Source organism: Mesobacillus sp. LC4, assembly GCF_053543455.1.
In genome coordinates this window covers 88,326-113,103 of sequence record NZ_JBGCUB010000005.1, presented here as the reverse complement: position 1 = coordinate 113,103, position 24,778 = coordinate 88,326, and the positions used below count along the sequence as shown (strand labels likewise).

Genomic DNA, 24,778 nt, shown 5'->3' with positions numbered 1-24,778 from the left:
CATTCACCTGCTTAAAAACTTTGTAATAAGGATTTCACGACTAAATACCATCCATCGACCATGACAAAAAGCAAGATCTTAAATGGCAGTGAAATCATGACTGGCGGAAGCATCATCATCCCCATCGACATCAGGACACTAGCCACGACCATATCGATGACCAGAAAGGGAATGAAAATCATGAACCCGATTTGGAATGCAGTTTTGATTTCACTGATTGCAAATGCCGGAACAAGAGCTGTCAAAGGAATATCCTGAACAGATTCAGGTGTGTCAGCCTTGGAATATTCAAGAAATAACGCTAAATCCTTCTGCCTCGTATGCGCACTCATGAATTCCTTGAAAGGGATTGATGCCCTGTCATACGCTTGCTCCAAATTGATTTCTTCATTAAATAAAGGCGTCAGAGCTTGTTCATTCACTTCATGGAAAGTTGGTGCCATGATGAAGAATGATAGGAACATCGCAAGCCCGACCAACACCTGGTTAGGTGGCATCTGCTGTGTTGCAAGCGCCGTTCTGACAAAGGAAAGAACGATGATGATCCTTGTAAAACTTGTCATTAAAATCAAGATGCCTGGCGCAATAGAAAGTACAGTCAGCAGGAGCATCAGCTTCACGGATGTCGAAACACTCTCAGGAGCACTGCTGTTGAAAAACTCCATAAACTCATTCATCTTTTTCTGACCCTTTCTTTTGTATCTCCTCAAGCATTTTCTTTCTTCCGCTCGCCATATCATTCAACTGATTCTTCAGCAATGCGGAAAACTCTGAACGCTGATTGCCGCCATCTTTTTTCGCTCTTTTAAGCAACCTTGTCACAATATCGCTTGGCTGCACAAGCTGTTCCATTTTATTGTTATATTCCTGGATGACTTGGCTGTACTCTTCTGGGTCATCAATTTCTTTTAATAGCTGTATATTTTCTCCCACACCTACTATGAGCAGTTTATTGCCTGCTTTGACGATCTGGACTGATCTGTTGGCGCCAAGGCTGGTGCCTCCGAGATTCTCAACAAGCTGCGAGCTTTTATACATGATGCTCTTCTTATTGATGAATTTTAGGAGAAAGTATATTAACGCAGCCACAAAGGCTGTAGCAAGGATCATTCTGAGAAAATCAAGAAAACCGACCCCTACCTGGGATTTTGTATCGTCTGATTGCTTTGTTGTCTTATCTGCCTGTCCATCATCACACGATTCAGGTTTTTTCATACAATCCTGCACGCTTTTATTTAGCTGCTCTGCGCTCGCCAAGCCAATTGGACTTAACAGAGCAGCTAATAAGAAAAGAATTGTCGAGGCAGTTCGGATTATTCTTAACAATTGCCGCACCCTCTAAATGATAAAGTTCACTAACCTAGTGTCTTGGAAATCGCTTCAATAACGCGGTCTGCCTGGAACGGTTTTACGATGAAATCTTTAGCGCCTGCCTGGATTGCATCGATGACCATCGCTTGCTGGCCCATCGCTGAACACATGATGACCTTTGCGTTTGGATTGATTTTTTTAATTTCCTTTAATGATGTAATCCCATCCATTTCTGGCATGGTAATATCCATTGTGACAAGGTCAGGCTGGAATTCTTTGTATTTTTCAAGTGCCTGTGCACCATCTGCTGCTTCTGCGACGACCTCAAAGCCGTTCTTTGTCAAAATATCCTTAATCATCATTCTCATGAAAGCCGCATCGTCTACGACTAAAATCTTGTTCGCCATTGGAATTCCCCCTGAAGATTATTTTAATTTTTTAATACGGTCGCTCTGGCTGATGATATCCGTAACACGGACACCAAAATTCTCATCAATAACTACAACTTCTCCCTGAGCAATCAGTCGGTTGTTAACCAGGATATCGACTGGTTCTCCAGCGAGTTTGTCCAGTTCGATGATAGAACCAGATCCCAGTTCAAGGATATCTTTCACTGAACGTTTCGTCCTGCCGAGTTCCACCGTCACCTGCAGCGGGATATCAAGAAGCATATTCAGGTTCTTTGTTTCTGCCTGCTGTGGCTGAGCTGTTTCAAAACTGGAAAACACAGCTGGCTGAACCGTAGGCTGAGTGCTGCCTGCCATCACATTGCCCAGATGCTGAGGTGCTGATGGTACAGGCTGAGGCTGATAGCCATACCCCTGGTGTTGTGGTGTTGGAGGCTGATAGTAAGCCGCTTCCTGCTGGTGCTGGTATTCTGGCTGTTGAAACGACTGATGTTGAGCCGCATTTTGCTGCTGTACCTGATCGAATCCATTGCTATGCTCTACTTTTGCTTGACTTGCTGGTGGAGTCTGCGGCATTTCCATAGAAGGCTGGGCTGCTTCAGAACCTCCAGGATTCAATAATTCATCTACCAGACTTTTCGCGAAAGTTACAGGCAGGAGCTGCATGATATTGGAATCAATTAAACTGCCAATTTTTAATGAGAATGATACTTTTACTAAAATATCATCTTCAGGTATCGACTCTGTTCCTTCTCCCTCAGCTACATTCAGCAAATTGATATTAGGAGGAGAAATATCGACCCTCTTGCTAAAAACAGTCGACATCGAGGTGGCCGCTGAACCCATCATCTGGTTCATAGCCTCCTGTACAGCACTCAGTTGAATCTCATCAAGTAATTCTCTAGGGTTCAATCCATCTCCCCCCAGCATTAAATCAGCGATAATCGCTGCATCGTTTTGCTGGATGACAAGCATATTGCTGCCGATGAACCCTTCAGTATAATGCACCTGAACGGCCACATAAGGATCCGGGAATTCGTCTTCCAGTTTGGTCTTATGCACAACGGTAACAGTAGGAGTATTTATTTCCACCTTCTGGTTCAACAAAGTTGATAGTGCTGTTGCTGAACTGCCGAACGAAATATTTCCGATTTCGCCAAGGGCATCCCTTTCCATAAAAGAAAAATAGTCATCTACGTCAATCGTACTTCCTGTTTCTTCTGCTTCATCTGGTGTTCCTCTGAGAAGCGCATCAATTTCATCTTGAGATAACATGTCATCGCTCACCATCATCGTCTCCCCCCTTAAATGTATCAAACACTTGAATGGCAAATTTTTTGTTCATTTTCCCTGGCTGTCCTACAAATTTAGGGATCTCTCCGACTTTTATCAGTAAAGGTTGATCAATTTGCTGGTTCAATTCAATTACATCACCGATATCGAGCATCAGGAAGTCCTGAATCGAGATTTCAGACGACCCTATTTCGGCTGTAATTGAAACATCAGCCTTTTGAATCTCACTCTGCAGTACTGAATTTTCAATTGGCAAGCTTTGTTTCTTATCGGACTGCATCCAATATTTCACTGACAATTTAGGGATGATCGGTTCCAGTACGACATGCGGTATGCATATATTGATCATTCCGCTTGCTTCCCCGATCGTTGTGTTCAATGAAATCACCACGACGGTTTCATTCGGCGAAACCATCTGCAAAAATTGTGGATTGATCTCAAACTCTGATAGCTGAGGATCGATATCCGAAATCGAACTCCATGCCTCCCTGAAATTCTCAAAAGCTTTCTCAAACATATTGGACATGATCCTGGTTTCGATTTCAGTCAAGCTATCGACTTTATTATGGCTTGCTCCTTTTCCGCCAAGCAGCCTGTCCATCATCGCATACGCAATGTTGGGGTTTACCTCCATCAGGATCCTTCCCTCAAGTGGCTCTACATCAAAGACATTCAAGATTGTCATCTTCGGAATGGACCGGATGAATTCCTCATAAGGGATTTGATCTGCTGATGCGACAGTAATATTGACATATGTCCTTAGCTGGGCGGAGAAAAAAGTAGTCAATAACCTGGCAAAGTTCTCATGAATCCGGGTAAGGCTGCGGATTTGATCTTTTGAGAAACGCAAAGCTCTTCTAAAATCATAAACTTTCACCCTTTTCTCTACTTGTTCCTTTTTTAATTCATCCGCATCCATTTCACCTGTTGATAATGCTGATAACAAAGCATCAATTTCGCTTTGCGATAGTACCTCTCCCGACATGCTCCTCACCTCCATATGGTTGCGTTCGTTTCAGTCATCTGTTATTGGAGGAGAGAACCTGTTATGTAGACCTTTTCGACCTTTCCGTCAAGCATCAGGCCATTTATCTTCGCTTTCAGGGTTTCTTCAAGGTTCATCTTGCCTTCCTTGCCTTGCAGCTCTTCTGCCTTTTTCTCGGATAGTTCATAAATAATCAGGTTTTTCACCTGGAAATCTCTCTTTTCCAACTCTTCTTTAGCTTTTTTGCCATCTGTTTCAATTTTAAAAGATATTTTAATAAAATCATTTGATGCAAGATTCGTCGTGACCTCGGGAATGTCTACGGAAGCCTCGAGCACCTCATCGATGCTTGGCTCTTTTTCACCATCTTTTGCCGTAAGTTGCATAACTGCTACAACTGCTATAGTCCCTACGAGTAAAATGGCTACCAGCATGACCGACATAATCATTACTAGCTTATTATTCTTCATGATTCAGTTCCTCCACCATTCGCCCTCCAAGAAGGCCGACACTCTGATAAAATTCCTGGATTAATTTGCTCACTTCATCTTCGCTTTCCCTTACGACATACTTTCGTCCATTGGTTAAAGTAATCGTTGTATCCGGAAAAGCTTCCACTACTTCGATAAATAATGAATTAATCCTAAATGTTTTGCCGTTTAATTTCGTTACTTTAATCACATTCATTCACAGGGGCTAAAAGGATGACCCTTTCAGCCCTGCTCCTCTCCTAGTCTATCGTTTTAAGTTTACGAGCTCTTGGAGGATTTCATCAGATGTTGTAATGATTCTGGTATTAGCCTGGAAACCACGCTGAGCCGTGATCATTTCGGTAAACTCCTCTGAAAGGTCTACATTGGACATTTCAAGGGCTCCTGCCGCAATCGATCCCCTTCCTTCTCCAGCAACATTGATATTTGCGGTTCCAGAGTTGACTGATTCCTGGAATGTGTTATTCCCCACCTTGGAAAGTCCCGATGGATTGCTGAATTTAGCAAGTGCCAATTGACCAAGAGTCAAGACTAATCCGTTTGAGAAGACACCGTTGATTTCACCAGTCGAGCCAATGTTGAAGCTTTCAAGTGCGCCTTGGGTATTGCCATCAGGGTAAGCGTTGGCGTCCATACTGCCGCCTTCTTTTGTCAAATCCTTAACTGGCATTTGTACAGTCAGGTTCCTGACTCCATTATTGCCGTCATTCACCTTTAATGTGATGGACAGATCTGCAGGTGGGTTGGCAGGATTATAGTCTGGAATTGTAATTGGTTGATTAACAACATTGGCATTTGGATTGTTAGGGTCCACAGTGATCGACCTATCTATAAAAGATAAATTCCAAGATCCTGCAGATGCGTCAACAGGAGAGATTTTTAAATCAATTACGTGCTCAATTCCTAAATCGTCCACTACCTTGATTTGCTGAAGTAATTCTGAATTGCCCTTAGCATCCTTCGGGAGGTTCCCCTTCATCACTAGCTCAGTTGTCTGTTTAGCAGGCAACATTGCATTTACATTGACAGTGATATCTTCCAACTGACCAATTTCATTATAGGATTGCACTTTCAACCCCTCACCATTAACGAGTGTCCCGTTATCATCCAAATAGAAGTTTCCGGCACGCGTATACATTTGCGATTGGCCTTGTTTTACAACGAAATAGCCATCTCCTGAAATCGCAAGGTCAAGTGCGCGTCCAGTAGTCTGTAAGCTGGATTGTGTATCGATCAAGTCGATGCTGGCGATCGTTGAGCCGAGCCCTACCTGCATTGGGTTTTTTCCGCCCTTGTTCTCTGTTGCAGCACTTGCGCCGGAAATGGTTTGATTCATTGTGTCTTTAAAAGTAACACGGCCCTTTTTGAAACCGTAAGTATTTACATTGGCAATATTGTTGCCGATTACATCAAGTTTTGTTTGGAAGTTTTTCATTCCACTGATTCCTGAGTACATTGAACGAAGCATTATTTAAAAACTCCTTTCGATTTGGGGGCTGCTTCAATCGGTCCACAGCCCAGGCCTCCGTGAAGGTCCAGCCTTTTCATTTTAATTTTCCATTACAATCGTTCCGTTGATATTGGTGAATATTTGTTCCGCTGCTTCCTGCCTGCCCATCGCTGTAATGACTGTGTTATTTTTCGCACTGACAATCAGCGCTGCGTCATTCAGCAGAACGAGCGAATCACTCACGCCCTTGGCCTTCGCCTGACTAACTTTTTCCTCAATCCTGTTCCAGCGTTCCTGGGATATATTGATTCCCCTCTGCTCGAGCCGTTCAGTTGCATGCTTGCTTATTGTCAGTCCATTCTTTGATTGTATTGCATCCTGCAATTGAATAGAAAAAGGTGTTTGTGTTAATGGATTGGCTTTCACAGGTTTTGGGTGATTCCTGTTAACAGGCAGTGAATGAATTGGACGAAAATTTGTTTTATCCATTACATCACTTCCTTGTGTTATTGAATTTTGGTGATCTGTGAAGAAATGATGCTTGTGCCATTCTCATCATCCAGCAAATAGGATGTTTTCCCGTTCTTGAATGAAACTGAAAGGACATTTGCTGATCTCTCTTGCTGATTTCCATCTAGATAGGTAACCGTCTTCCCAATTAACATGCTCGCCTGCAGCATGTGATTCTCGCTTGATAACTCATTGATCTGAGAAATATTGGCTGGTTCCAGAATCGTGCCGTCCTCTAGTACAAAGGAAACAGTATCTTCCTTGAACTGGACTGAAGCTACTTTTCCATTTCCTTGTTTAACCGTCTCCTCACCATTGGCACTTTCGATCTTGTGCCAGGTTACATCCTTGCCCACGAACTGGCTGTAGGATATCATTTTATTCTGCTGTTCAGCCTGAACAAATCGGTCAATTGACTTTCCCATATTCGTGATTTGCTCTAGAGTTGAAAACGTGGCCATTTGAGCTATAAAATCTTTATCCTGCATTGGGTTCAAAGGATCCTGGTTCTGCAGCTGGGTCATCAGGATCTTTAAAAAATCATCTTTGCCAAGAATATCCGAACCAGCTTTCCTGTCCTTTTGAAGATTGGACAGCAGATAAGTAGAATTTATCGAATTCACCATTGTCTATCTCCTAAACTTCAGTATTTAGCAGTGCCTCTTCAAAGGAGAGATTAAAATCCCTCTTTTCTTCCTTCTTTTCTTGCTGACCTCTGTCTGGCTGTCTCTGCTGCTGCTCTGAATCCTTACTAAGGAATCGTTCTTGCTGCTGCTGAGTCACCTCAATTCTATCCACCGAAAGGTTCTGCGCTGCAAATGCCTGCTTGAGTCCATTGATTTGTGATTCTAGTGTTTCTTTGGCTGTACCAGTGGAAGTAATGATTCTCGCCATCATCGTTTGATCCCGTTGTAAAAGCTCAATTCTGATGCTGCCAAGATGCTCAGGGAATAATTTAATGAATAATTTTTGTGTTCCACCGTTATTCATGAACTGCGATTTAGACAGAATCGACTCAAATTGCTTCATAAGTTGCTCTGCTGAAACTGGCCTTTCTGGGCTGCTCATCGTTAATACCAGCTGTTCAGCCTTTGTCATTTGTGGCAGAAAACCAAGTGTACCTGCTGCCCCCTCCGTCTTTAAACCGGAGTTTTGGTCTACGAAACTAGTAACTTCAGTAAACATATTTTTCGAAACAAGGTTTAGTTCCCTTGCTAACTGGGTAAAACGTTTGTGTAAATAATCGGTATGGGCATTGTTATGATTTGGTTCTAAAAGGCCCTTTAGAGACTCACCAAGATTTTTCAGCGATTCCTTCAAAGAATCGGGGGTTGTAGATGACTGGCCATCAGCATATCTGCTCATTAATTCAAATAGCTTTAATGCCTTTAAGGCTTGTACATCACTCTTATCTAACTTCCCCAATAATTCATCCGCAGTCTGACTGGCGATCCCTGATAGAATCAGCGATAAAGATGTAAGCAGCTCTTCGTCAGATGCAATGTTCATTCCCTCTTCATTAGTGGACCACTTTTGGATAAAAAGCCTCAAATCTTCTTCATTGATCCCTAATTGTGATAGCGCCTTACTTAATAGATTCCCAGAGTCAGAAGTCAATAAATCCAGAAGCTTCATTCCTTCTTCCAATTCTACGAGGTCTGTTACGTTAATCATTTCCGTTAGCTCTTTAAGACCCTCTAGCTTTTCTCCATCTTTACCAGTTTCAGCTGCAAGTGCTGGATTCGTTTTACCAGATAAAGCTGTCGACATAAATCCGGCAAAATCCCCTTCAGATCCTGAGTTTCCGGACACTTTCTGCTTTCCCTGTGTGAAGGCATTAACAGATCCAAGTGCTCCTATTTCCATTTTCTCACCTCCTCCCAAGTCCTTTGAAGCTAGTTTCCGCTCGTTTCGTTTGTCAACAATTCTGTATACTTCGCCGCTTCATCAGCTGGGAGCTTTTCCATGATGGCAGCGAGTGATTCTGGCTTGATATTGGTTAGAATCTTTACCGCTTCCCCCGTTTCCATATTGGAAATGATCGGTGCAGCGCTTTTAGCTGACATAGTTTCATAGGTCTTGACAATTTCCCGGAACGCTCGCTTATTTTCTTCCTGGATTGCGGTCAACTCTTCGATTTGTGCCTGCAGCTGTGCTTTTTCCAGTTCCACTCGTTTTAACTGCGTATCCTTGCTGTCGATTTTCGACTGCAGTTGTTCCATTTTTGCTTCCCGGTCTTTGATTTCCGCTTCAAGGCTGATGATATTCTTTTCAAATTCCTCAGTGGATGGCTTGTTTTCTTCCTGCACATACTGAGAGATGAAAGGTACTTTACCACCTAGGTCCTTCGCTGTTTCAAAAATATTGATTCCCAGGATTGAAAGGGCAACCAGTGCAATAACGACAGCAAACAAGCTTGGTATTGCCACAACCATCAAAAACGCATGAAACTTATTACCTTCCTGACTTTCCTTTTCCTCCACTTTCTGTGCCATTTCATCACCTAATTTCCCGGTTCATATATTGCTGAATTGAGACTTCGTCCATCATCCTGTTTTCAGCATATTTTTCAGCTGCAAGAAATTGAAGATGGTCTTTCTCTTTAATTTTTTCGTACTTCTTTACTTCCTGATTTTTTTCCATCAGCTTCACTTGCTGAAAATTCATGATGTTTCTCGCGTTCATAACGACTTTTTGATAGTGATCAATCGATTTTTCAAGATTTCCGATAAATTGTTGATGGTGTCGTATTTCCTGGACTGGCAGCCCATCCAGCAGCCGGACTGATTGGAAACTCTCAAGATCCTCTTTTTTCTTCAGCAGATGATAGAGCCTGTCAGCAGCTTCTTCGAATTTTTTGACTGAATCCTGGTAAACGACTTGAGCTTCATCTACTTCCCTCGTCTTGAGTGAAAGGATTTTATCAAACTTATATTGATAACGCATTGAACCATCAACCTTTCCTTACTAACTGCAATAAAGCCTGGACACTTTCATTGATTGAGACTCTTTCATTGGTCCCTTGTTTTAAAAAGTTCTGGATTTGAGGGTATCGCAAAATCGCTTCATCTATTTCTGCTGATGTGCCTTTTTTATAAGCACCGATATTAATTAAATCCTCAGCATTGATATAAGTACTTAATAACTCCCTCAATCTTTCTGCTGCTTTCACATGTTCATCGGAGACGATATTGTTCATGATTCGGCTGATGCTTTTTAAAACGTTCACTGCTGGGTATTGGCCTTTATTCGCTAAGTCCCTGTCCAATACAAAGTGTCCATCAAGGATTCCCCGCACCGTGTCGGCAATTGGCTCATTCATGTCATCTCCATCCACCAGCACGGTGTAAAAGCCTGTTATCGAACCAAACTCATTGGTCCCTGTCCTTTCGAGAAGCCTTGAAAGAATGGCGAACACGGAAGGAGTGTAGCCTTTCGTGGTTGGAGGTTCACCAACTGCCAGTCCCACTTCACGCTGGGCCATCGCTACCCGTGTAACAGAATCCATCATCAGCATCACATTCAACCCTTTATCCCGAAAGTACTCGGCAATGGCTGTTGCTGTATAGGCCCCTTTGATTCGCATCAACGCAGGCTGATCAGAAGTTGCGACAACCACTATGGAGCGCTTCAACCCTTCTGGCCCTAAATCACGTTCAATGAATTCCCTGACCTCCCTGCCTCGTTCACCAATCAGTCCGATGACATTCAGGTCTGCTGTAGTATTCCGTGCAATCATTCCCAGCAAGGTACTCTTCCCGACACCACTTCCAGCAAAGATCCCAACACGCTGTCCGCTGCCAACTGTGAGCAGGCTGTCAATCATCCTGACTCCAACTTCGATTGGTTCTGAGATTGGCGGCCTGCTCAAAGGGTTGGGGGGATCTTGTTCTGTAGGAACAGCTGCCAGTCCTTTCGGCAAACTGGATTGGTCGAGCGGAACCCCCAGAGAATCAACAACTTTCCCGATGAGACCTGGTCCCGCTTTGATTTCAAGCGGCTTCATCGTCGTTTCCACTAGACTGCCTGGTGATATATCATGAATGGATGTATACGGCATCAAGATGACATTTTCATCTTTAAAACCGACAACCTCCGCCTGGATCCTGCGTTTTTTCTTCGTTCCTACATGGATGAAGCACACATCACCGATTGAACTTTCGGGACCCTGGGATTCAATCATCAAGCCAACAACTCTTTTAACACGTCCGTAACGTTTAAAACTATCCAAAAAATCGACATGCTCCATTAAATCCTTGGCCTTCACGATTGTTCACTCTCCAACAATTCAAACAGCTTAATTTTGATTTCCTCCAATTGGCTGTCTACACTTGCATCAATCCTGCCATTTTCCGACTCGATGATACAAGCGGTCTCCTCCAGTTCATCATCCGGGTAGATATAGAAAGCAATATCCTTTGGAAAGATGGCAATCAGTTCTTCTTTTTGAGCAATCAGTTCCTGGTAGTGTTTTGGATGTACATGCAGCTGAATATCCTTATAATCTCTCGAGTTTTTCAAGGCACGTTTCACAAGTGGGAAGAAACCTTCTTCTGCAGCCAGCTTCTCCCCAAGTATTTTCCCAGCAATTTTCACACCCAGATCAAGAATGACCTTTTCGGATGAGTCTATATGATTCTGATAATCCCGTTTGGCTGCTTGCACCGTTTCCTGAGCAAACAGGATTGTTTGACGGTAGTCTGCATAACCCTGGTTTTTCCCTTCTTGATAGCCTTGCTCATAACCAATTTGCCTGGATTCCTCGGCTAATAGAGATCTTTGCTGCTCCCATTCTTGCATTTTCTGATGAATTTGTTGACGGATCTGCTCCGCTTCTTCCATGGCCTTGGAGACAATACGGTCTGATTCTAATGCAGCACCATCAAGGATTCTCCTTCTCTCATCTTCTGTATGAGTGAAGACTTGTGGAACATCTTGTTGATTCGTTGCTTCCAGCACCCGGATGGAGATGACCTTTTTCTCTGCAGACACTGTACTGGTATTTTGAGATTTGATAAGTCTAGACAATAATATCATCTCCTCCGCCACGGGCGATGACGATTTCACCAGCTTCTTCCAGACGTCTGATGATCGCGACGATCCTGGATTGTGCTTCTTCAACATCCCGCAGCCTTACAGGACCCATGAATTCCATTTCATCCTGGAAGGTTTCTACCATACGCTTAGACATATTCTTAAAGACAATCTCTTTCACTTCATCACTTGATACTTTAAGAGCAAGCATGAGATCTTCGTTTTCACAATCTCTGATTACTCGCTGGATTGCACGGTTATCCAGTGTTACGATATCTTCGAACACGAACATACGCTTTTTGATTTCCTCGGCAAGTTCAGGGTCCTGGATTTCCAGTGCATCGAGAATTGTCCGCTCGGTTGCCCGGTCTACCCCGTTCAATACATCAACAACAGCCTCAATTCCGCCAGTTTGCGTATAGTCTTGTGTAACAGTGGCTGACAGCTTTCTTTCAAGAATCTGTTCCACCTCATTGATTATTTCCGGTGACGTACTGTCCATCACCGCAATACGGCGGGCAATATCAGCCTGGACTTCCTGCGGCAGTTCAGACAGAATCTGGCCGGCTTGTGCCGAGTCTAAATAAGAAAGAATAAGAGCAATCGTTTGCGGATGCTCATTTTGTATGAAATTGAGTATTTGTCCTGCATCCGCTTTTCGCGCAAAATCAAATGGCCTTACTTGAAGCGAAGAGGTCAATCTATTAATGATCACCGCAGCCTGGTCAATTCCCAGAGCTTTTTCCAAAACGGTTTTCGCGTATCCGATTCCGCCTTGCGTGATATAATCCTGCGCCAATGCAATACTGTGGAACTCTTCGAGAATTTCTTCCTTAGCCATCGAGTCAACCTTCTTCACACCAGAAATCTCAAGTGTGAGTTTCTCGATTTCTTCTTCACTTAAATGCTTGTAAACCGAAGCAGAAACATCTGGTCCAAGTGAGATCAGGAGGATTGCAGCCTTCTGTTTTCCAGTCAATTCTTTTTGGTCTTTCCTCACCATTGATCCTCCTCCTAATCCTCAGAAATCCAAGTTCGCAATAATTTCGCGAAATCCTCAGGCTTTTCTTTCGCCATTTTTTCCAGTTGCTTTTTCTTCATCGTGCCCTCTGTCTCAAATTCTTTGTTCACATCAGGAACACGAACTTGCTCAAACTTTTCTTCCATAACATACTCTTCTTCCACAACATTCTTTTTCGATCTCATAAACAGAAGCAGCAGGACGATAATGGCCGCGAGCAATAATCCTCCAACAAGGTATACCCACCATGGCAGCTTTTCTTCAACCTGGTTATCGAAAGTGACCTTGCCATTGAATGGCTGAACTGAAACAACGACCTTATCTTCAATTAACTCATCTGTCAGCTCCGTACCTAGAGCATCCTTATCAATGGTAGTCCTGACAATTGTACTCAGAATTCTTGTAATGTCTTCTACCCTTTCTTGAGGGAGCGAATTTTCGTCATCTGGTGTCGGTGGTTCCACCATCACCTGGATTCCGAGGTCGCGCACCTTATATGGGCTTTCGGTAATTTCCTTGCGGATTCTGCTTACCTCATTGTTTATCGTTTCTTCGACTCTTTCATAATCGCCATTCCCAGTTGCACCTTCCAGGTATTGAGACCCGGTCGTCTCACCCGGATTTCCTCCTTCCGGAATCCCTCCAGCCTGATCTGCGTTGCCTGTGAAAGTCTCTGTAATTCGTTGGGCGCTGATTGCGATTCCTTCCATATTTTCCTGATCTACAGGCTCAACGATGTTTTCTTCTCTGTTTTCCTGGGTAAAGTCTATATCGGCGGTTACTGAAACGACTACTTTATCATGGCCCATAAGGGTGCCAAGCATATTTTGAACTTGCCTTTGGACATCTCTTTCAATCTCCTGTTTAATCTCATGCTGCGAAGCGAAAGAGGCGCCACTGGAATTTTTTTCATTTTTTAAATCAAAATACTCAAAAAACTGATTCATGATGACGATATTATCTGTAGGGAGGTTCGGAACGCTTTTTGATACAAGGTGGTAAAGTGCAGTAATCTGTTCTTCCTTGAATTGATATCCTGGACTTGTATTAAGCACAATGGAAGCCGATGCTGGCTGCTGATTATCGCTTACAAAGATGCCCTTTTCAGGCAGGTTAATCATGACATTGGCATCATTGACTCCGTCGATGCCTTTCATTAGATTCGCTAATTCCGACTGCATCGCTTCGAGTTTCAGAACTAGGAACTCATTATCTGTCATGCCCATGCCGGCATTCTGACTAAAAAAAGAATAATCAATACTCCCTGACTTCGGGATTCCCTCGGCTGCCAGTTCTACTTTCAAGCTATCAACCTGTTCTTCAGGAACGAGGATTGTTTTGCCCCCATCGGAGATCTCAGATTTTATGCCCCTGGCATCAAGGCTTTCTTTAATACTCCCTGTTTCGGCAGGTGAAAGATTGCTGTAAAGCGGCACAAGGGATGTCCTCGTTGTAAAAAACGCTGTAAGGATGGCAACTGTTAATACAAAGAAAATAGACGCACCAAGACTGATTTTTTGCTTTCTGGTACGCCCTTGCCAGAAATCCTTCATTGTATGTATATACTTTTGAACGGTTTCTTTCATTTCAATCCCCCGGTTATTAAGTCTCTTCTTTTTATACAGCTAATAACCGATCTAATCTTAGTTTTTAGCCAATTTATTAAACTTGCATTCTCATCATTTCCTGGTAAGCTTCAACCACTTTATTCCTGACTTCCATTGTAGCTTGCAATGTGATGCTCGCCTTTTGGCTTGCAATCATTACCTGATGGAGGTCGACATTTTCCCCACGAGCCAGTTTTTCTGTCATTGCATCTGACTGAAGCTGTGCTTTATTTAAATTTTCAATAGATTGCTTAAGTACGGACGAAAAACTTTTTTGTGCTTCGTATGGTGTAGGTGTGGGAGTAGACACTTTTGTTTCAAATGGTCTGACCATTTGGCTAACAGAATTAATCCCAGCTGAATTCATTTAGTTATCTCCTTATTTTCCGATCTCAAGAGCCTTCATCATCATGCCCTTGGAAGCGTTAAAAACTGTGACATTAGCTTCATAAGAACGAGTTGCGCTTATCAGATCCACCATTTCCCTTAGAGGATCAACATTTGGGTAAGCAACATATCCCTCCTGATTCGCATCGGGATGCTCAGGGTCATAAACCATCTTAAGCGGATTTTCTCTATCTTCTATTATCCTTGTTACTTTAACTCCATTTCCTGCCCCTGCTGCTTCCGTTTTGCCCATTGCTTTATTCAGGAATGAAGAAAAATTTCCTTCCTTAGGTTCAAGGACGACCATTTTCCTGCGGTATGGCTCGCCATTCACTCCTCTTGTCGAATCTACATTAGCCATATTGGAAGAGATGACATCCATCCTAAGGCGCTGAGCAGTCAATGCTGAGGCTGTGGTGTTCATGCTATGAAACATAGTCATTCTTACTTACCTCCCCTAATGACTGTTTGGAGAGAGTTGAATTTCCCATTAATCCTCTCAGTCAGCGCATTATAGTAAATTTGGTTAGTGGCCAGGTCGGCCATCTCTTTATCCATATCAACACTGTTCCCATTTTCGTTATAATTCACGTTCGGCTTATTAACAACTCCAGGAAAGGAGCTTGCCCTGCTGCTGAAATCGTAATGACGGGCATCTGATCTTTTCGCTTGAAAGGATTGTCCCGTCACTTCCTGGAACACTGCCTTAAAGGAAACATCCTTTGCTTTATAATTCGGCGTATCAACATTCGCGATATTCTGCGAAATGACTTTTTGCTTCGCAGAAGAATAGTTCAATGCATTCTCAAGCGTTGATACTGTGTTTGAAAACAACTTCAATTTATGCACCTCGCAATTGCCACTCTCAATTATTTTGCTGAATTTTGTAATTCCTTGCTGAATTTCGTCATTATATTCCTAATTGTAAAGAATCTGAAATAATCTGTCTATGTACTTTCGGTTAATTTTTATCATGCATAGTGCTCATTTTTTAAAATGGTATAAAAGACCTACTGGTTTACTTTTATTTATATTTTTTATAAATGGCTCCATTTTTTTGTAAAGTACTTTAAAAAAGATAGGAATTACGATAGACAAATCCAACAGCTTTTGAATGGCAATAAGGTCAAATTACCTACTCTTTGAGATTCTACTTCCATAATTTACTTTCTAAAATTTGTTTTTAAAATAGGTTTTTATAGAGTGGTGTAAAAATCCCGCAATGTATTTGTAACATTGCGGGATTGAAAACTTATTATTCGGGCATTACATTTTACGTCCATTTCCGACAATTCACTTGGTAGAAACCAATAAAAAAATCCGCTGAAGACCAGCGGATTTTTTCTTCATTAGTTACTTTTAAGTTTTTCAAGTTCAAATAGGAACTTGTCGTTTAATACTTTGATATATGTTCCTTTCATTCCTAGGGAACGGGACTCGATTACGCCAGCGCTTTCGAGCTTGCGCAGTGCGTTAACGATAACGGAACGAGTGATTCCGACTCTGTCAGCTATTTTAGAAGCAACAAGCAAACCTTCTTTTCCATTAAGTTCTTCAAAGATGTGCTCGATTGCTTCAAGCTCACTATATGAAAGGGAACTGATTGCCATTTGCACTACTGCTTTGCTGCGTGCTTCATCTTCAATCTCTTCTGCCTTCTCACGAAGGATTTCCATACCTACAACGGTTGCACCATATTCTGCAAGAATGAGGTCATCGTCATGGAATTGTTCCTCAAGACGGGCTAGGATCAATGTTCCTAGACGCTCACCGCCACCGATGATCGGCACGATTGTTGTTAATCCATTTTTGAATAGTTCTTTGTTTTCAACAGGGAATGCTGTGTATTCACTATCAACATCCAGATTCGGTGATGTCTCCTGGATATTGAAAAGATTTTTTGTATACTCTTCAGGGAATTGGCGATCTTCGAGCATTTTTACCATACGCTCGTTTTCAATTTGCTGATTGATTCCTACGCCTAATAACTTTCCTCTGCGGCTGACAACAAAGATGTTCGCTTCGATTACTTCACTTAGAGTCTCTGACATTTCTTTGAAGTTTACCGGTTTACCGGCAGCTTTTTGGAGCAGGGCATTAATTTTTCTAGTTTTTGATAGTAAGTCCATTGTTTCTTCCTCCTATTTGCTTCAAACACAATTACATTTATTTTAATTTCTGGCTAGTTTCAATACTTCTGCACAATTGGCAGCCTTTATTTGTCTACCCTATTGAGTATGCATTAAAACGACAAACCATTATAATATGAACTGGCTTAAATCTTTGTTTCTTGAGATAGCGCCAAGCTTTTCTTCTACATACTGCGGTGTGATCGCTACCTTCTCCAGGTTGATATCTGGAGCTTCGAAGCTTAGGTCTTCCAGAAGCTTCTCAAGAATCGTCTGCAGCCTTCTAGCACCAATATTATCTGTATTCTGATTCACGTCATAAGCGACTTCAGCTATCTTACGAATAGCATCGTCAGAAAATTCAATTTGTATACCTTCTGTTTCCAATAAAGCTTCATATTGCTTTGTTAGTGCATTATAAGGTTCAACAAGGATCCTGTAAAAGTCCTCAACGGTCAGCTTAGTAAGCTCTACCCTGATAGGGAACCGCCCTTGCAATTCAGGTATCAGATCTGAAGGCTTCGCCATATGGAATGCCCCAGCAGCGACGAATAAAATATGGTCTGTTTTTACAGGGCCGTATTTCGTGTTTACTGTTGATCCTTCTACCACTGGGAGTATGTCTCTTTGAACACCCTCACGCGACACATCCGCGCTTGATCCTCCGGAGTTCTTGCTGGCAATCTTATCGATTTCATCAATGAAAATGATGCCTGCCTGCTCAGCACGATAGGTAGCTTCCTGAGTTACCTCATCCATATCAATCAGCTTTTGGGCCTCTTCATTGATTAATACCTTCCTTGCCTCACGAACAGGAAGCTTTCGTTTCTTTCGCTTCTTAGGCACCAAGCCACTCAAAGCATCCTGCATATTCATTCCCATCTGTTCCATTCCGGAGCCCTGGAGCATATCAAACATGGATGGGGCTTGCTCCTCGACTTCCACGGTTACCAGCTCATCCTCAAGCTCTCCTTGATCAAGCTTTTGCTTGATCTTTTTTCGCTTTTCGAATAACCCTAAATCTTCTGAGTTGTTATTTTCTTGTTCGGGTTGCTGTTGACTTCCGCCGAACAACATTTCCAAAGGATTTTTGTAATTGACGGATTTTTTAGCTGAAGGAACCAGGAGTTCGACAAGTCGGCGGTTTGCATTTTCCTCTGCCGGTTCTTTAACACGCTCCATTTTTTCCTCTTTTACAAGCCTGATTGAGGTTTCAACAAGATCCCGCACCATTGACTCGACATCACGGCCAACATAACCCACTTCAGTGAACTTGGTCGCCTCGACCTTGACGAAAGGGGCCCCTACTAATTTAGCCATTCTTCTGGCAATCTCAGTTTTACCTACGCCAGTAGGTCCGATCATCAGGATATTCTTTGGGATGATTTCATCACGGATATTTTCAGCCAGCAATCCGCGGCGGTATCTATTCCTAAGAGCAACTGCCACAGCTTTTTTAGCATCCTTTTGACCGATTATATACTGATCCAGCTTTTCCACGATCTGCCTTGGAGTTAAATTTGTCGTTTGTTTCACACTCAACACTCCTTTTCCGTTACAGTTCTTCCACGATAATATTGTGGTTTGTGTAAACACAAATGTCAGCAGCAATTTCCAATGAAGACTTTGCAATTTCCTTTGCTGTTAGATGTTCTCCAGCATATTGCTTCAATGCGCGGCCTGCAGACAAAGCATAATTCCCTCCAGAACCTATCGCAAGAATGCCATCATCTGGCTCAATCACTTCACCTGTTCCGGAAACAAGAAGCATATCAGTCTCATTCAGCACAATCAGCATCGCTTCAAGCTTTCTAAGAACTTTATCACTTCTCCATTGCTTTGCAAGTTCGACCGCCGCTCTTTGGAGATTCCCGTTATATTCTTCAAGCTTGCCTTCAAACATCTCAAATAACGTGAAAGCATCTGCGACAGAACCAGCGAATCCTGCGATTACTTTACCATTAAACAACTTTCGTACCTTCTTAGCTGTGTGTTTCATCACTACAGCATTCCCAAAAGTTACCTGGCCATCACCTGACATAGCGCACTGGCCTTTATGTTGAACAGCAAATATCGTTGTGGCATGGAATTCTGACATTCCTTCGTCCTCCTTTTGGCTTAAGCCCTCGGATGATGTGACATATAAATATTGCGCAAGTGCTCTTTCGTAACGTGAGTATATACTTGAGTTGAAGACAGGAAAGCATGCCCCATGAGCTCCTGGACAGTCCTCATATCAGCTCCATTGCTCATCATATGCGTGGCAAAGGTATGGCGCAGTTTATGAGGATGGATCTTTCCAGTCAGGGCAGACTTTTCGATTAATTTATTCAGGATTTCCCTGATCCCTCTGTCAGTGAGTGGACCGCCACGGAAATTTAAGAATAAATGGCCATGATCTTCTTTCGTCTTCAGAAGATCTGGTCTTCCATTTTTTATGTAGTCTTCAATTGCATCCTGTGCAAAACTTCCGAAGGGCACATATCGATCCTTTTTCCTTTTTCCATGGATTAAAACTGTCGATAGAGATAAATCTATATCCTTCAGCGTGATTTTACAGCACTCACCAACACGGATTCCTGTAGCATAAAGCAATTCTAAAAGGGCTTTGTTCCTCTTTCCGATTGGACTTTCGGTTTCACATGCTTTAAACAGCTGAGAAAGCTCCTCTTCATAAAAAAAATCTGGCAGCCGCTTTTCCAGTTTCGGGATGGATACGAGGGAAAACGGATTATCACCTACCATTTTTTCACGGAGCAGGAATTTGTAAAAGCTGCGCATACATGAAATCCTGCGGGCGACTGACTTTCTGGAAAGCTGATGGTCGAATAATTTCGTGAGGTATATTCTTGTGTCAGCATACTCAACTTCATCCAGACTATTCAGGCCTTGTTCAGACATGAACAAAAAAAATTCCCTAATATCATGTTGATAATGTTCAATTGTATATTGTGAGTAATTTTTCTCAATTTGTAAATATTCTATAAATAAGTTTAAAGAATTGTTCACATTTGCTTCCATCCTGTCACCTCACAAGGGCTACTAAATAGTATCATATTTATATAGCCCTAGCAATAGAAATTACAAATTTTTCACAAATTTCTGAATTGTTTCCAATGCTCTGGAAGCATGCTTCTCATTGCGTTCTTGCTTAGCTTTTATTTTCTCTGGAAGATCAGGGAAAAGCCCGAAGTTTGCATTCATCGGCTGGAAGTTCTTCGCATTAGTTGTTGTAATATATCTGGCCATGCTGCCCATTGCAGTTTCATGTGGAAACTCAACCGGCTCTTCGCCTTTTACTAAACGCGCAGCATTGATGCCTGCAATAAGACCGCTTGCTGCTGACTCTACATAGCCTTCTACCCCAGTCATTTGTCCTGCGAAGAATAAGTCTTCTCTATTCTTGAATTGATATGTTGCCTTTAATACCTTAGGCGAGTTGATGAAAGTATTACGATGCATAACACCATATCGGACGATTTCAGCGTTTTCCAGACCAGGAATCAGTTGAATGACTTCCTTCTGCGGGCCCCATTTAAGGTGAGTCTGGAAGCCTACAATATTATAAAGTGTCCCAGCAGCATCATCCTGACGAAGTTGGACTACAGCATAAGGGCGCTTTCCTGTTCTCGGATCCTCAAGTCCAACGGGCTTCATCGGTCCAAAAAGCATCGTCTTCCTTCCTCTTTGGCCCATGACCTCAATTGGCATGCAGCCTTCAAAAAAGATTTCTTTTTCAAATTCCTTAAGCGGAACAGTTTCTGCAGAAATCAACGCTTCATAAAAGCGATCAAATTCTTCCTCCGTCATCGGGCAATTCAGGTATGCTGCTTCCCCTTTGTCGTATCGGGATTTCAGGTAAACCTTTTCCATGTCGATACTATCCTTCTCGATGATCGGTGCAGCGGCATCATAAAAATAAAGATACTCTTCCCCTGTCAGGTCTTTTAATTGCTGCGATAGAGCCTGGCTTGTCAAAGGCCCAGTAGCAATGATGGTCGGTCCCTGTGGAATCTCTGTCATTTCTTCGTTAAATACTGTCACATTTGGATGTTCCTTCACCCGGCTGGTAACTTGTGCCGCAAACTCGTGTCGGTCTACTGCCAAAGCTCCGCCTGCCGGTACAGCACATGCGTCTGCTGCCCCAATGATGACAGAATTCAAGTTTCTCATTTCTTCCTTTAAGACTCCAACTGCATTAGTTAATGTATTAGCTCGCAATGAATTGCTGCAAACCAGCTCAGCAAATTTATCAGTATGATGTGCAGGGGTCTGTTTAACCGGCCTCATCTCGTATAAGTTCACTTTGATGCCTCTTTCAGCAAGCTGCCAAGCAGCCTCGCTTCCGGCCAAACCGGCACCAATGACATTTACAGTAGCTTCAGACATATCTATTTCCTCCAGTAGTTATTAAAAATTAATTGTATGCTTTTCCTAAACTAATTTCCGCCTGTTTAACAAGGAAAATTTAAGCAGGTGACCTTTTCAAAAGAATAATTATAACATCTGCCTTGACATAAAGCTTCTATTATATACTCAACCTTACTTACTTTACCCTGATTCCTGTATCATTTTGCACTTTCCTTTACGAAAAAGAAAGAAAAAAGTTTCAAAAAAGAAAAGCGGAAGCGCCTTGATCAGCCCCGACAAGCGCTGGAGGGCCGACCAGTGAAGTCGTTCTTTGACTTCATTGGCCGGACCGAAATTGAAAAGTATAGCCGACTGCCAAGAAACGCAGAAACTGGAGACTCCGACAAAGAAGCGCTTTTTGCTTCTGCCGACGGAGTTGAAGTTTCGGAGTTTCTAGGAGGCGACACTGGACAAGCGACTCGAGGGGCTAGGCGCTGGAGCTGGACAAAGAAAAGCGGAAGCGCCTTGGTCAGCCCGTCAACAACTTTACAAACATAAAGAGTGAGCCAAGGGCTCACTCTAGCTTTGTGGTTCCTCTTTATAGTCGCATTCCGTACACTGAACCTGAACACCCTTTTTGAGCTTCTTTTCTACTAGCATATTTTCGCATTTAGGGCATTTACGTGCAAGCGGTTTATCCCATGATAAGAAGTCACACTCAGGGAAACGGTCGCATCCGTAGAATATCCGGCGTTTCTTACTTTTGCGCTCAATGATATTGCCTTCTTCACACTTAGGACATTTGACACCAATTTCCTTAACGATCGCCTTCGTGTTTCGGCATTCAGGAAAATTGCTGCAGGCCATGAATTTGCCGTACCGGCCCATCTTAAAGACCATAGGTGAACCGCATTGATCACAATCTTCTCCGGCAGGTTCGTCCTTGATTTCGATTTCTTGCATTTCCTTTTCCGCTACTTCAAGATTCTTCTCAAAGTCTCGGTAAAATTCGTCAATGACTTTGACCCAATTAATTTTTCCGTCCTCAATATTATCTAGGTTCTGCTCCATCTTCGCAGTGAACTCGAGGTCAAGGATTTCCGGGAAGAATTCGATCATCAGCTCATGGATTACTTCTCCCAGCTCTGTAGGCACAAAACGCTTATTATCAAGAGATACATATCCTCTCTTTTGGATTGTATCCAAGGTTGGCGCATATGTTGATGGGCGGCCAATCCCCATCTCCTCCAGCGTCCTGACAAGCCTCGCTTCTGTATATCTTGGAGGGGGCTGTGTAAAGTGCTGCTTCGGTTCGATGTCTTTCTTCGTGACCTCGTCACCTTCCTTCAAGTCAGGAAGGAACTTATCCTTTTCTTCCACCTGGTCATCCGAACCTTCTACATAAACCTTCATGAACCCTGGGAACTTGACCTTTGAACCTGTTGCCCGGAAAGTAACCTCTCCGTTTTTCAAATCCACACTCATTGTATCCATGATTGCTGGAGCCATCTGGCTAGCGACGAAGCGTTCCCAAATGAGTTTATATAGCCTGTATTGATCCCTTGAGAGAAATTCCTTTATCGTTTCAGGAACCTTCATTGTACTGGTAGGCCGGATTGCTTCATGAGCATCTTGAGCATTGGACTGTTTCTTCTCTTTCCTGGCCTCTGTCTGGATGAATTTTTCTCCATACTCATTTGTGATGTATTCTTTTGCTTCCCCTTGTGCCACTTCAGAGATTCTGGTAGAGTCGGTTCTCATATACGTAATTAAACCGACTGTGCCTTCTTTCCCAAGATCGATCCCTTCATAAAGCTGTTGGGCAAGCATCATCGTTTTTTTGGCTCTGAAGTTGAGCTTTCGGGCTGCTTCCTGTTGCAAGGAAGAAGTAATGAAAGGCGGTGCAGGGTTGCGCCTGCGTTCTTTCTTCGTCACTGACGCAACAGTGAATTTATTTCCCTTCACCTGCTTAAGGATGTTTTTAACATCTTCTTCAGACTTCAACTCAGCTTTTTCTTTGCCAATTCCGTAAAAAGAAGCTTCAAATGCACTTTTTCCTTTCAAGAATTCAGCACCGATTGTCCAATATTCTTCTGGAACAAATGCAGCGATTTCCTTTTCACGATCAATGATCATCCTTAAAGCAACTGATTGTACTCGCCCTGCACTCAGCCCCTTCTTGACCTTCTTCCACAGTAGCGGACTGATATTGTAACCTACTAGTCTGTCCAGAGCACGGCGTGCCTGCTGGGCATCTACGAGATCCATATTGATCGCGCGGGGGTGTTTGAAAGATTCCTTGATAGCATCCTTTGTTATCTCATTGAATACAACCCTGCAATCTGAATGGACATCCACATCAAGACTTTTCGCAAGATGCCAGGCAATCGCTTCCCCTTCTCTGTCGGGGTCAGCCGCGAGATAGACTTTCTTTGCCTTTTTAGCAGCCGTTTTCAATTCCTTAAGTACAGGCCCTTTACCCCTGATGGTGATGTACTTAGGGTTAAAATTATTCTTCGTATCAATTCCCATCTGACTCTTAGGCAAATCTATCAAATGCCCCATAGAGGCTTTCACTTTATATTTTTTTCCAAGGTAACGCTCAATCGTTTTAGCCTTTGCAGGCGATTCAACGATGACTAAAAAATCTGACATCCAATTGTCCTCCTTAGAGGTATAAAATTACATTCATTATTATCAACATACCTTAATATTGTCAAATTAACCTTTAAAGTAAACGATTTCAAGTCATTAATAAATTTTAAAATACCTGATGCAAAATGTATAACAGATTGAAAATTATTTCAACCTTTTTGATGTATTTTTCATTCAGATATAAAAATATCTTAGTAAAAAAGTATATTTCCGAAACTTTTTTAACTTTTTCTAAGCATTTTATACGATTATTTCACATTACATACCAAGTTCCTCTAAAATATCCTCGGAACTTTTGATTAGTTTCGCTCCTTGCTGGATTAAATAATGGACTCCATCGGAATCAGGAGTCAATATACTGCCGGGGACGGCAAATACATCCCTGCCTTCATTCAATGCAAAATCTGCCGTGATCAATGAACCGCTCTTTTTTTTCGCTTCTATGACGAGTGTACCCTGTGAAAGACCGCTGATAATCCTGTTTCGCATCGGAAATTGCCACTTTGCCGGCATAGTCGCTGGTGGATACTCTGATAATACGAGATGTTTTTCCATCATGTACTCTGCCAATTTCATATTTTCCTTAGGATAGAGATTGTTAAACCCGCCAGCAATGACACCAATTGTTTTCCCGCCCAACTTGATGGCTGCTTTATGGGCATGGGCATCGATGCCTTTTGCTAGCCCACTTACAATTTGTACATTCTTCTCTATTAATGAAGGAAATAAATAGTCAATCGCCTTTATGCCGTATGATGAGGCATTCCTGGAACCAACAACTGCAAGGTTCTTTGTGTTCCTTAACAGAGATATATCTCCTTTGGCAAAGAGAATCCAGGGAGGCTGATAGATTGTCTTAAGCTCGATTGGATAATTGTCATCAAAAAAAGTGATCAAATGAATATTCTTAGAGGCATAGTCGTTGAGAAGTTTGTCGATGGGAATAAATTGATGGTCTCTGATGAGTTGCTGCACCCGAGGATTAATAGAGGAATACAATGCAGTTTCTGGTTCAGTTAATGCCGTACTTGCTTTAAGTGCAGTATAAATAGCTTTCCAACTCGCATTTTTGCTATGGACAAGCTGGATTAGTTTCTTTTTCAATCCATCCATATACTTCCCCCTGGGATTAATAAACAGCCCCTCTT

Annotated in this window: 28 protein-coding genes; 1 reads left to right on the top strand and 27 read right to left on the bottom strand. The window is 42.6% G+C overall.

Features of this window, described 5'->3' with window-relative positions; all coding sequences use genetic code 11:
- Positions 1 to 11 precede the first annotated feature (11 nt).
- The 25 genes from fliP to trmFO form a co-directional block, all read right to left on the bottom strand.
- A complete protein-coding gene (gene fliP, locus AB5I83_RS16075) occupies positions 12 to 677 on the bottom strand; it encodes a flagellar type III secretion system pore protein FliP (RefSeq protein ID WP_167831739.1) in 666 nt (221 codons plus the stop codon).
- Positions 670 to 1,335 carry a flagellar biosynthetic protein FliO gene (locus AB5I83_RS16070; RefSeq protein ID WP_448976640.1) on the bottom strand — a complete coding sequence of 222 codons (666 nt, stop codon included), beginning with the start codon at positions 1,333 to 1,335 and terminating at the stop codon, positions 670 to 672. The genes fliP and AB5I83_RS16070 overlap by 8 nt, the downstream gene beginning before the upstream one ends.
- Positions 1,336 to 1,355: 20 nt before the next feature.
- Positions 1,356 to 1,718, bottom strand: a complete 363-nt coding sequence (locus tag AB5I83_RS16065; RefSeq protein ID WP_079508438.1) for a response regulator — start codon at positions 1,716 to 1,718, stop codon at positions 1,356 to 1,358.
- 18 nt (positions 1,719 to 1,736) lie between these two features.
- A complete protein-coding gene (gene fliY / locus AB5I83_RS16060) occupies positions 1,737 to 3,008 on the bottom strand; it encodes a flagellar motor switch phosphatase FliY (protein ID WP_448977146.1) in 1,272 nt (423 codons plus the stop codon).
- Positions 2,995 to 3,996 (bottom strand): flagellar motor switch protein FliM, encoded by a 1,002-nt coding sequence (gene fliM / locus AB5I83_RS16055; RefSeq protein ID WP_448976637.1) that lies wholly within the window; start codon positions 3,994 to 3,996, stop codon positions 2,995 to 2,997. The genes fliY and fliM overlap by 14 nt, the downstream gene beginning before the upstream one ends.
- Before the next feature lie 41 nt (positions 3,997 to 4,037).
- Positions 4,038 to 4,466, bottom strand: a complete 429-nt coding sequence (fliL, locus tag AB5I83_RS16050; protein WP_448976636.1) for a flagellar basal body-associated protein FliL — start codon at positions 4,464 to 4,466, stop codon at positions 4,038 to 4,040.
- Positions 4,456 to 4,677, bottom strand: coding sequence for a flagellar FlbD family protein (locus AB5I83_RS16045; protein ID WP_448976634.1), 222 nt, complete (start codon positions 4,675 to 4,677; stop codon positions 4,456 to 4,458). Before AB5I83_RS16045 ends, fliL begins: the two co-directional genes overlap by 11 nt.
- Positions 4,678 to 4,731: 54 nt before the next feature.
- The gene (locus tag AB5I83_RS16040) at positions 4,732 to 5,955 is read right to left on the bottom strand and encodes a flagellar hook protein FlgE (protein ID WP_448976632.1); all 1,224 of its coding nucleotides are present in this window, start codon (positions 5,953 to 5,955) and stop codon (positions 4,732 to 4,734) included.
- 81 nt (positions 5,956 to 6,036) lie between these two features.
- Positions 6,037 to 6,426 carry a TIGR02530 family flagellar biosynthesis protein gene (locus AB5I83_RS16035; RefSeq protein WP_448976630.1) on the bottom strand — a complete coding sequence of 130 codons (390 nt, stop codon included), beginning with the start codon at positions 6,424 to 6,426 and terminating at the stop codon, positions 6,037 to 6,039.
- 17 nt (positions 6,427 to 6,443) lie between these two features.
- Complete coding sequence (gene flgD, locus AB5I83_RS16030) at positions 6,444 to 7,073, bottom strand: flagellar hook assembly protein FlgD (protein WP_448976628.1); 630 nt, start codon at positions 7,071 to 7,073, stop codon at positions 6,444 to 6,446.
- Between the two features lie 10 nt (positions 7,074 to 7,083).
- Complete coding sequence (locus tag AB5I83_RS16025) at positions 7,084 to 8,313, bottom strand: flagellar hook-length control protein FliK (RefSeq protein WP_448976626.1); 1,230 nt, start codon at positions 8,311 to 8,313, stop codon at positions 7,084 to 7,086.
- A 29-nt stretch (positions 8,314 to 8,342) separates the two neighbouring features.
- Positions 8,343 to 8,942: a MotE family protein gene (locus AB5I83_RS16020; RefSeq protein ID WP_448976624.1), complete on the bottom strand. Its 600-nt coding sequence runs from the start codon at positions 8,940 to 8,942 to the stop codon at positions 8,343 to 8,345.
- A gap of 4 nt (positions 8,943 to 8,946) precedes the next feature.
- Positions 8,947 to 9,393, bottom strand: a complete 447-nt coding sequence (fliJ, locus tag AB5I83_RS16015; RefSeq protein WP_448976622.1) for a flagellar export protein FliJ — start codon at positions 9,391 to 9,393, stop codon at positions 8,947 to 8,949.
- A gap of 7 nt (positions 9,394 to 9,400) precedes the next feature.
- Positions 9,401 to 10,696: a flagellar protein export ATPase FliI gene (gene fliI / locus AB5I83_RS16010; protein WP_448977144.1), complete on the bottom strand. Its 1,296-nt coding sequence runs from the start codon at positions 10,694 to 10,696 to the stop codon at positions 9,401 to 9,403.
- Positions 10,697 to 10,710: 14 nt separating this feature from the next.
- A complete protein-coding gene (gene fliH / locus AB5I83_RS16005) occupies positions 10,711 to 11,475 on the bottom strand; it encodes a flagellar assembly protein FliH (protein WP_448976621.1) in 765 nt (254 codons plus the stop codon).
- Positions 11,468 to 12,484, bottom strand: coding sequence for a flagellar motor switch protein FliG (gene fliG, locus AB5I83_RS16000; RefSeq protein ID WP_448976619.1), 1,017 nt, complete (start codon positions 12,482 to 12,484; stop codon positions 11,468 to 11,470). The genes fliH and fliG overlap by 8 nt, the downstream gene beginning before the upstream one ends.
- Before the next feature lie 11 nt (positions 12,485 to 12,495).
- A complete protein-coding gene (fliF, locus tag AB5I83_RS15995) occupies positions 12,496 to 14,088 on the bottom strand; it encodes a flagellar basal-body MS-ring/collar protein FliF (RefSeq protein WP_448976617.1) in 1,593 nt (530 codons plus the stop codon).
- Between the two features lie 76 nt (positions 14,089 to 14,164).
- Positions 14,165 to 14,443 carry a flagellar hook-basal body complex protein FliE gene (gene fliE, locus AB5I83_RS15990; protein WP_245243481.1) on the bottom strand — a complete coding sequence of 93 codons (279 nt, stop codon included), beginning with the start codon at positions 14,441 to 14,443 and terminating at the stop codon, positions 14,165 to 14,167.
- A 45-nt stretch (positions 14,444 to 14,488) separates the two neighbouring features.
- The gene (flgC, locus tag AB5I83_RS15985) at positions 14,489 to 14,938 is read right to left on the bottom strand and encodes a flagellar basal body rod protein FlgC (protein WP_448976615.1); all 450 of its coding nucleotides are present in this window, start codon (positions 14,936 to 14,938) and stop codon (positions 14,489 to 14,491) included.
- A 2-nt stretch (positions 14,939 to 14,940) separates the two neighbouring features.
- On the bottom strand, positions 14,941 to 15,336 hold the full coding sequence (flgB, locus tag AB5I83_RS15980; RefSeq protein WP_448976613.1) for a flagellar basal body rod protein FlgB: 396 nt from the start codon (positions 15,334 to 15,336) through the stop codon (positions 14,941 to 14,943).
- 509 nt (positions 15,337 to 15,845) lie between these two features.
- Entirely contained in the window at positions 15,846 to 16,625 is a 780-nt protein-coding gene (codY, locus tag AB5I83_RS15975; protein WP_167831756.1) for a GTP-sensing pleiotropic transcriptional regulator CodY, read from the bottom strand.
- A gap of 129 nt (positions 16,626 to 16,754) precedes the next feature.
- A complete protein-coding gene (hslU, locus tag AB5I83_RS15970) occupies positions 16,755 to 18,161 on the bottom strand; it encodes an HslU--HslV peptidase ATPase subunit (protein WP_448976610.1) in 1,407 nt (468 codons plus the stop codon).
- Between the two features lie 19 nt (positions 18,162 to 18,180).
- Positions 18,181 to 18,723, bottom strand: coding sequence for an ATP-dependent protease subunit HslV (gene hslV / locus AB5I83_RS15965; protein ID WP_167831758.1), 543 nt, complete (start codon positions 18,721 to 18,723; stop codon positions 18,181 to 18,183).
- Positions 18,724 to 18,743: 20 nt separating this feature from the next.
- On the bottom strand, positions 18,744 to 19,646 hold the full coding sequence (xerC, locus tag AB5I83_RS15960; RefSeq protein WP_167831759.1) for a tyrosine recombinase XerC: 903 nt from the start codon (positions 19,644 to 19,646) through the stop codon (positions 18,744 to 18,746).
- A gap of 60 nt (positions 19,647 to 19,706) precedes the next feature.
- Positions 19,707 to 21,014, bottom strand: coding sequence for an FADH(2)-oxidizing methylenetetrahydrofolate--tRNA-(uracil(54)-C(5))-methyltransferase TrmFO (gene trmFO, locus AB5I83_RS15955; RefSeq protein WP_448976607.1), 1,308 nt, complete (start codon positions 21,012 to 21,014; stop codon positions 19,707 to 19,709).
- Positions 21,015 to 21,293: 279 nt separating this feature from the next.
- Between trmFO and AB5I83_RS15950 the strand changes: the two genes are divergently transcribed.
- Positions 21,294 to 21,533, top strand: a complete 240-nt coding sequence (locus AB5I83_RS15950; RefSeq protein ID WP_448976606.1) for a hypothetical protein — start codon at positions 21,294 to 21,296, stop codon at positions 21,531 to 21,533.
- A gap of 21 nt (positions 21,534 to 21,554) precedes the next feature.
- On the opposite strand, the gene topA is transcribed toward AB5I83_RS15950, so the two are convergent.
- Positions 21,555 to 23,630 (bottom strand): type I DNA topoisomerase, encoded by a 2,076-nt coding sequence (gene topA / locus AB5I83_RS15945; RefSeq protein WP_167831761.1) that lies wholly within the window; start codon positions 23,628 to 23,630, stop codon positions 21,555 to 21,557.
- Positions 23,631 to 23,888: 258 nt separating this feature from the next.
- On the bottom strand, positions 23,889 to 24,743 hold the full coding sequence (gene dprA / locus AB5I83_RS15940; RefSeq protein ID WP_448976604.1) for a DNA-processing protein DprA: 855 nt from the start codon (positions 24,741 to 24,743) through the stop codon (positions 23,889 to 23,891).
- Between the last annotated feature and the right edge of the window lie 35 nt (positions 24,744 to 24,778).

What these genes read in the sequence shown, in the direction of transcription:
- fliP (WP_167831739.1), bottom strand. Translation starts at nt 677, where the DNA reads ATGAATGAGTTTATGGAGTTTTTCAACAGCAGTGCTCCTGAGAGTGTT.
- AB5I83_RS16065 (WP_079508438.1), bottom strand. Translation starts at nt 1,718, where the DNA reads ATGGCGAACAAGATTTTAGTCGTAGACGATGCGGCTTTCATGAGAATG.
- fliY (WP_448977146.1), bottom strand. Translation starts at nt 3,008, where the DNA reads ATGGTGAGCGATGACATGTTATCTCAAGATGAAATTGATGCGCTTCTC.
- fliM (WP_448976637.1), bottom strand. Translation starts at nt 3,996, where the DNA reads ATGTCGGGAGAGGTACTATCGCAAAGCGAAATTGATGCTTTGTTATCA.
- fliL (WP_448976636.1), bottom strand. Translation starts at nt 4,466, where the DNA reads ATGAAGAATAATAAGCTAGTAATGATTATGTCGGTCATGCTGGTAGCC.
- AB5I83_RS16040 (WP_448976632.1), bottom strand. Translation starts at nt 5,955, where the DNA reads ATGCTTCGTTCAATGTACTCAGGAATCAGTGGAATGAAAAACTTCCAA.
- AB5I83_RS16035 (WP_448976630.1), bottom strand. Translation starts at nt 6,426, where the DNA reads ATGGATAAAACAAATTTTCGTCCAATTCATTCACTGCCTGTTAACAGG.
- flgD (WP_448976628.1), bottom strand. Translation starts at nt 7,073, where the DNA reads ATGGTGAATTCGATAAATTCTACTTATCTGCTGTCCAATCTTCAAAAG.
- AB5I83_RS16025 (WP_448976626.1), bottom strand. Translation starts at nt 8,313, where the DNA reads ATGGAAATAGGAGCACTTGGATCTGTTAATGCCTTCACACAGGGAAAG.
- AB5I83_RS16020 (WP_448976624.1), bottom strand. Translation starts at nt 8,942, where the DNA reads ATGGCACAGAAAGTGGAGGAAAAGGAAAGTCAGGAAGGTAATAAGTTT.
- fliJ (WP_448976622.1), bottom strand. Translation starts at nt 9,393, where the DNA reads ATGCGTTATCAATATAAGTTTGATAAAATCCTTTCACTCAAGACGAGG.
- fliI (WP_448977144.1), bottom strand. Translation starts at nt 10,696, where the DNA reads ATGGAGCATGTCGATTTTTTGGATAGTTTTAAACGTTACGGACGTGTT.
- fliG (WP_448976619.1), bottom strand. Translation starts at nt 12,484, where the DNA reads ATGGTGAGGAAAGACCAAAAAGAATTGACTGGAAAACAGAAGGCTGCA.
- fliF (WP_448976617.1), bottom strand. Translation starts at nt 14,088, where the DNA reads ATGAAAGAAACCGTTCAAAAGTATATACATACAATGAAGGATTTCTGG.
- fliE (WP_245243481.1), bottom strand. Translation starts at nt 14,443, where the DNA reads ATGGTCAGACCATTTGAAACAAAAGTGTCTACTCCCACACCTACACCA.
- flgC (WP_448976615.1), bottom strand. Translation starts at nt 14,938, where the DNA reads ATGACTATGTTTCATAGCATGAACACCACAGCCTCAGCATTGACTGCT.
- codY (WP_167831756.1), bottom strand. Translation starts at nt 16,625, where the DNA reads ATGGACTTACTATCAAAAACTAGAAAAATTAATGCCCTGCTCCAAAAA.
- hslV (WP_167831758.1), bottom strand. Translation starts at nt 18,723, where the DNA reads ATGTCAGAATTCCATGCCACAACGATATTTGCTGTTCAACATAAAGGC.
- xerC (WP_167831759.1), bottom strand. Translation starts at nt 19,646, where the DNA reads ATGGAAGCAAATGTGAACAATTCTTTAAACTTATTTATAGAATATTTA.
- trmFO (WP_448976607.1), bottom strand. Translation starts at nt 21,014, where the DNA reads ATGTCTGAAGCTACTGTAAATGTCATTGGTGCCGGTTTGGCCGGAAGC.
- topA (WP_167831761.1), bottom strand. Translation starts at nt 23,630, where the DNA reads ATGTCAGATTTTTTAGTCATCGTTGAATCGCCTGCAAAGGCTAAAACG.
- dprA (WP_448976604.1), bottom strand. Translation starts at nt 24,743, where the DNA reads ATGGATGGATTGAAAAAGAAACTAATCCAGCTTGTCCATAGCAAAAAT.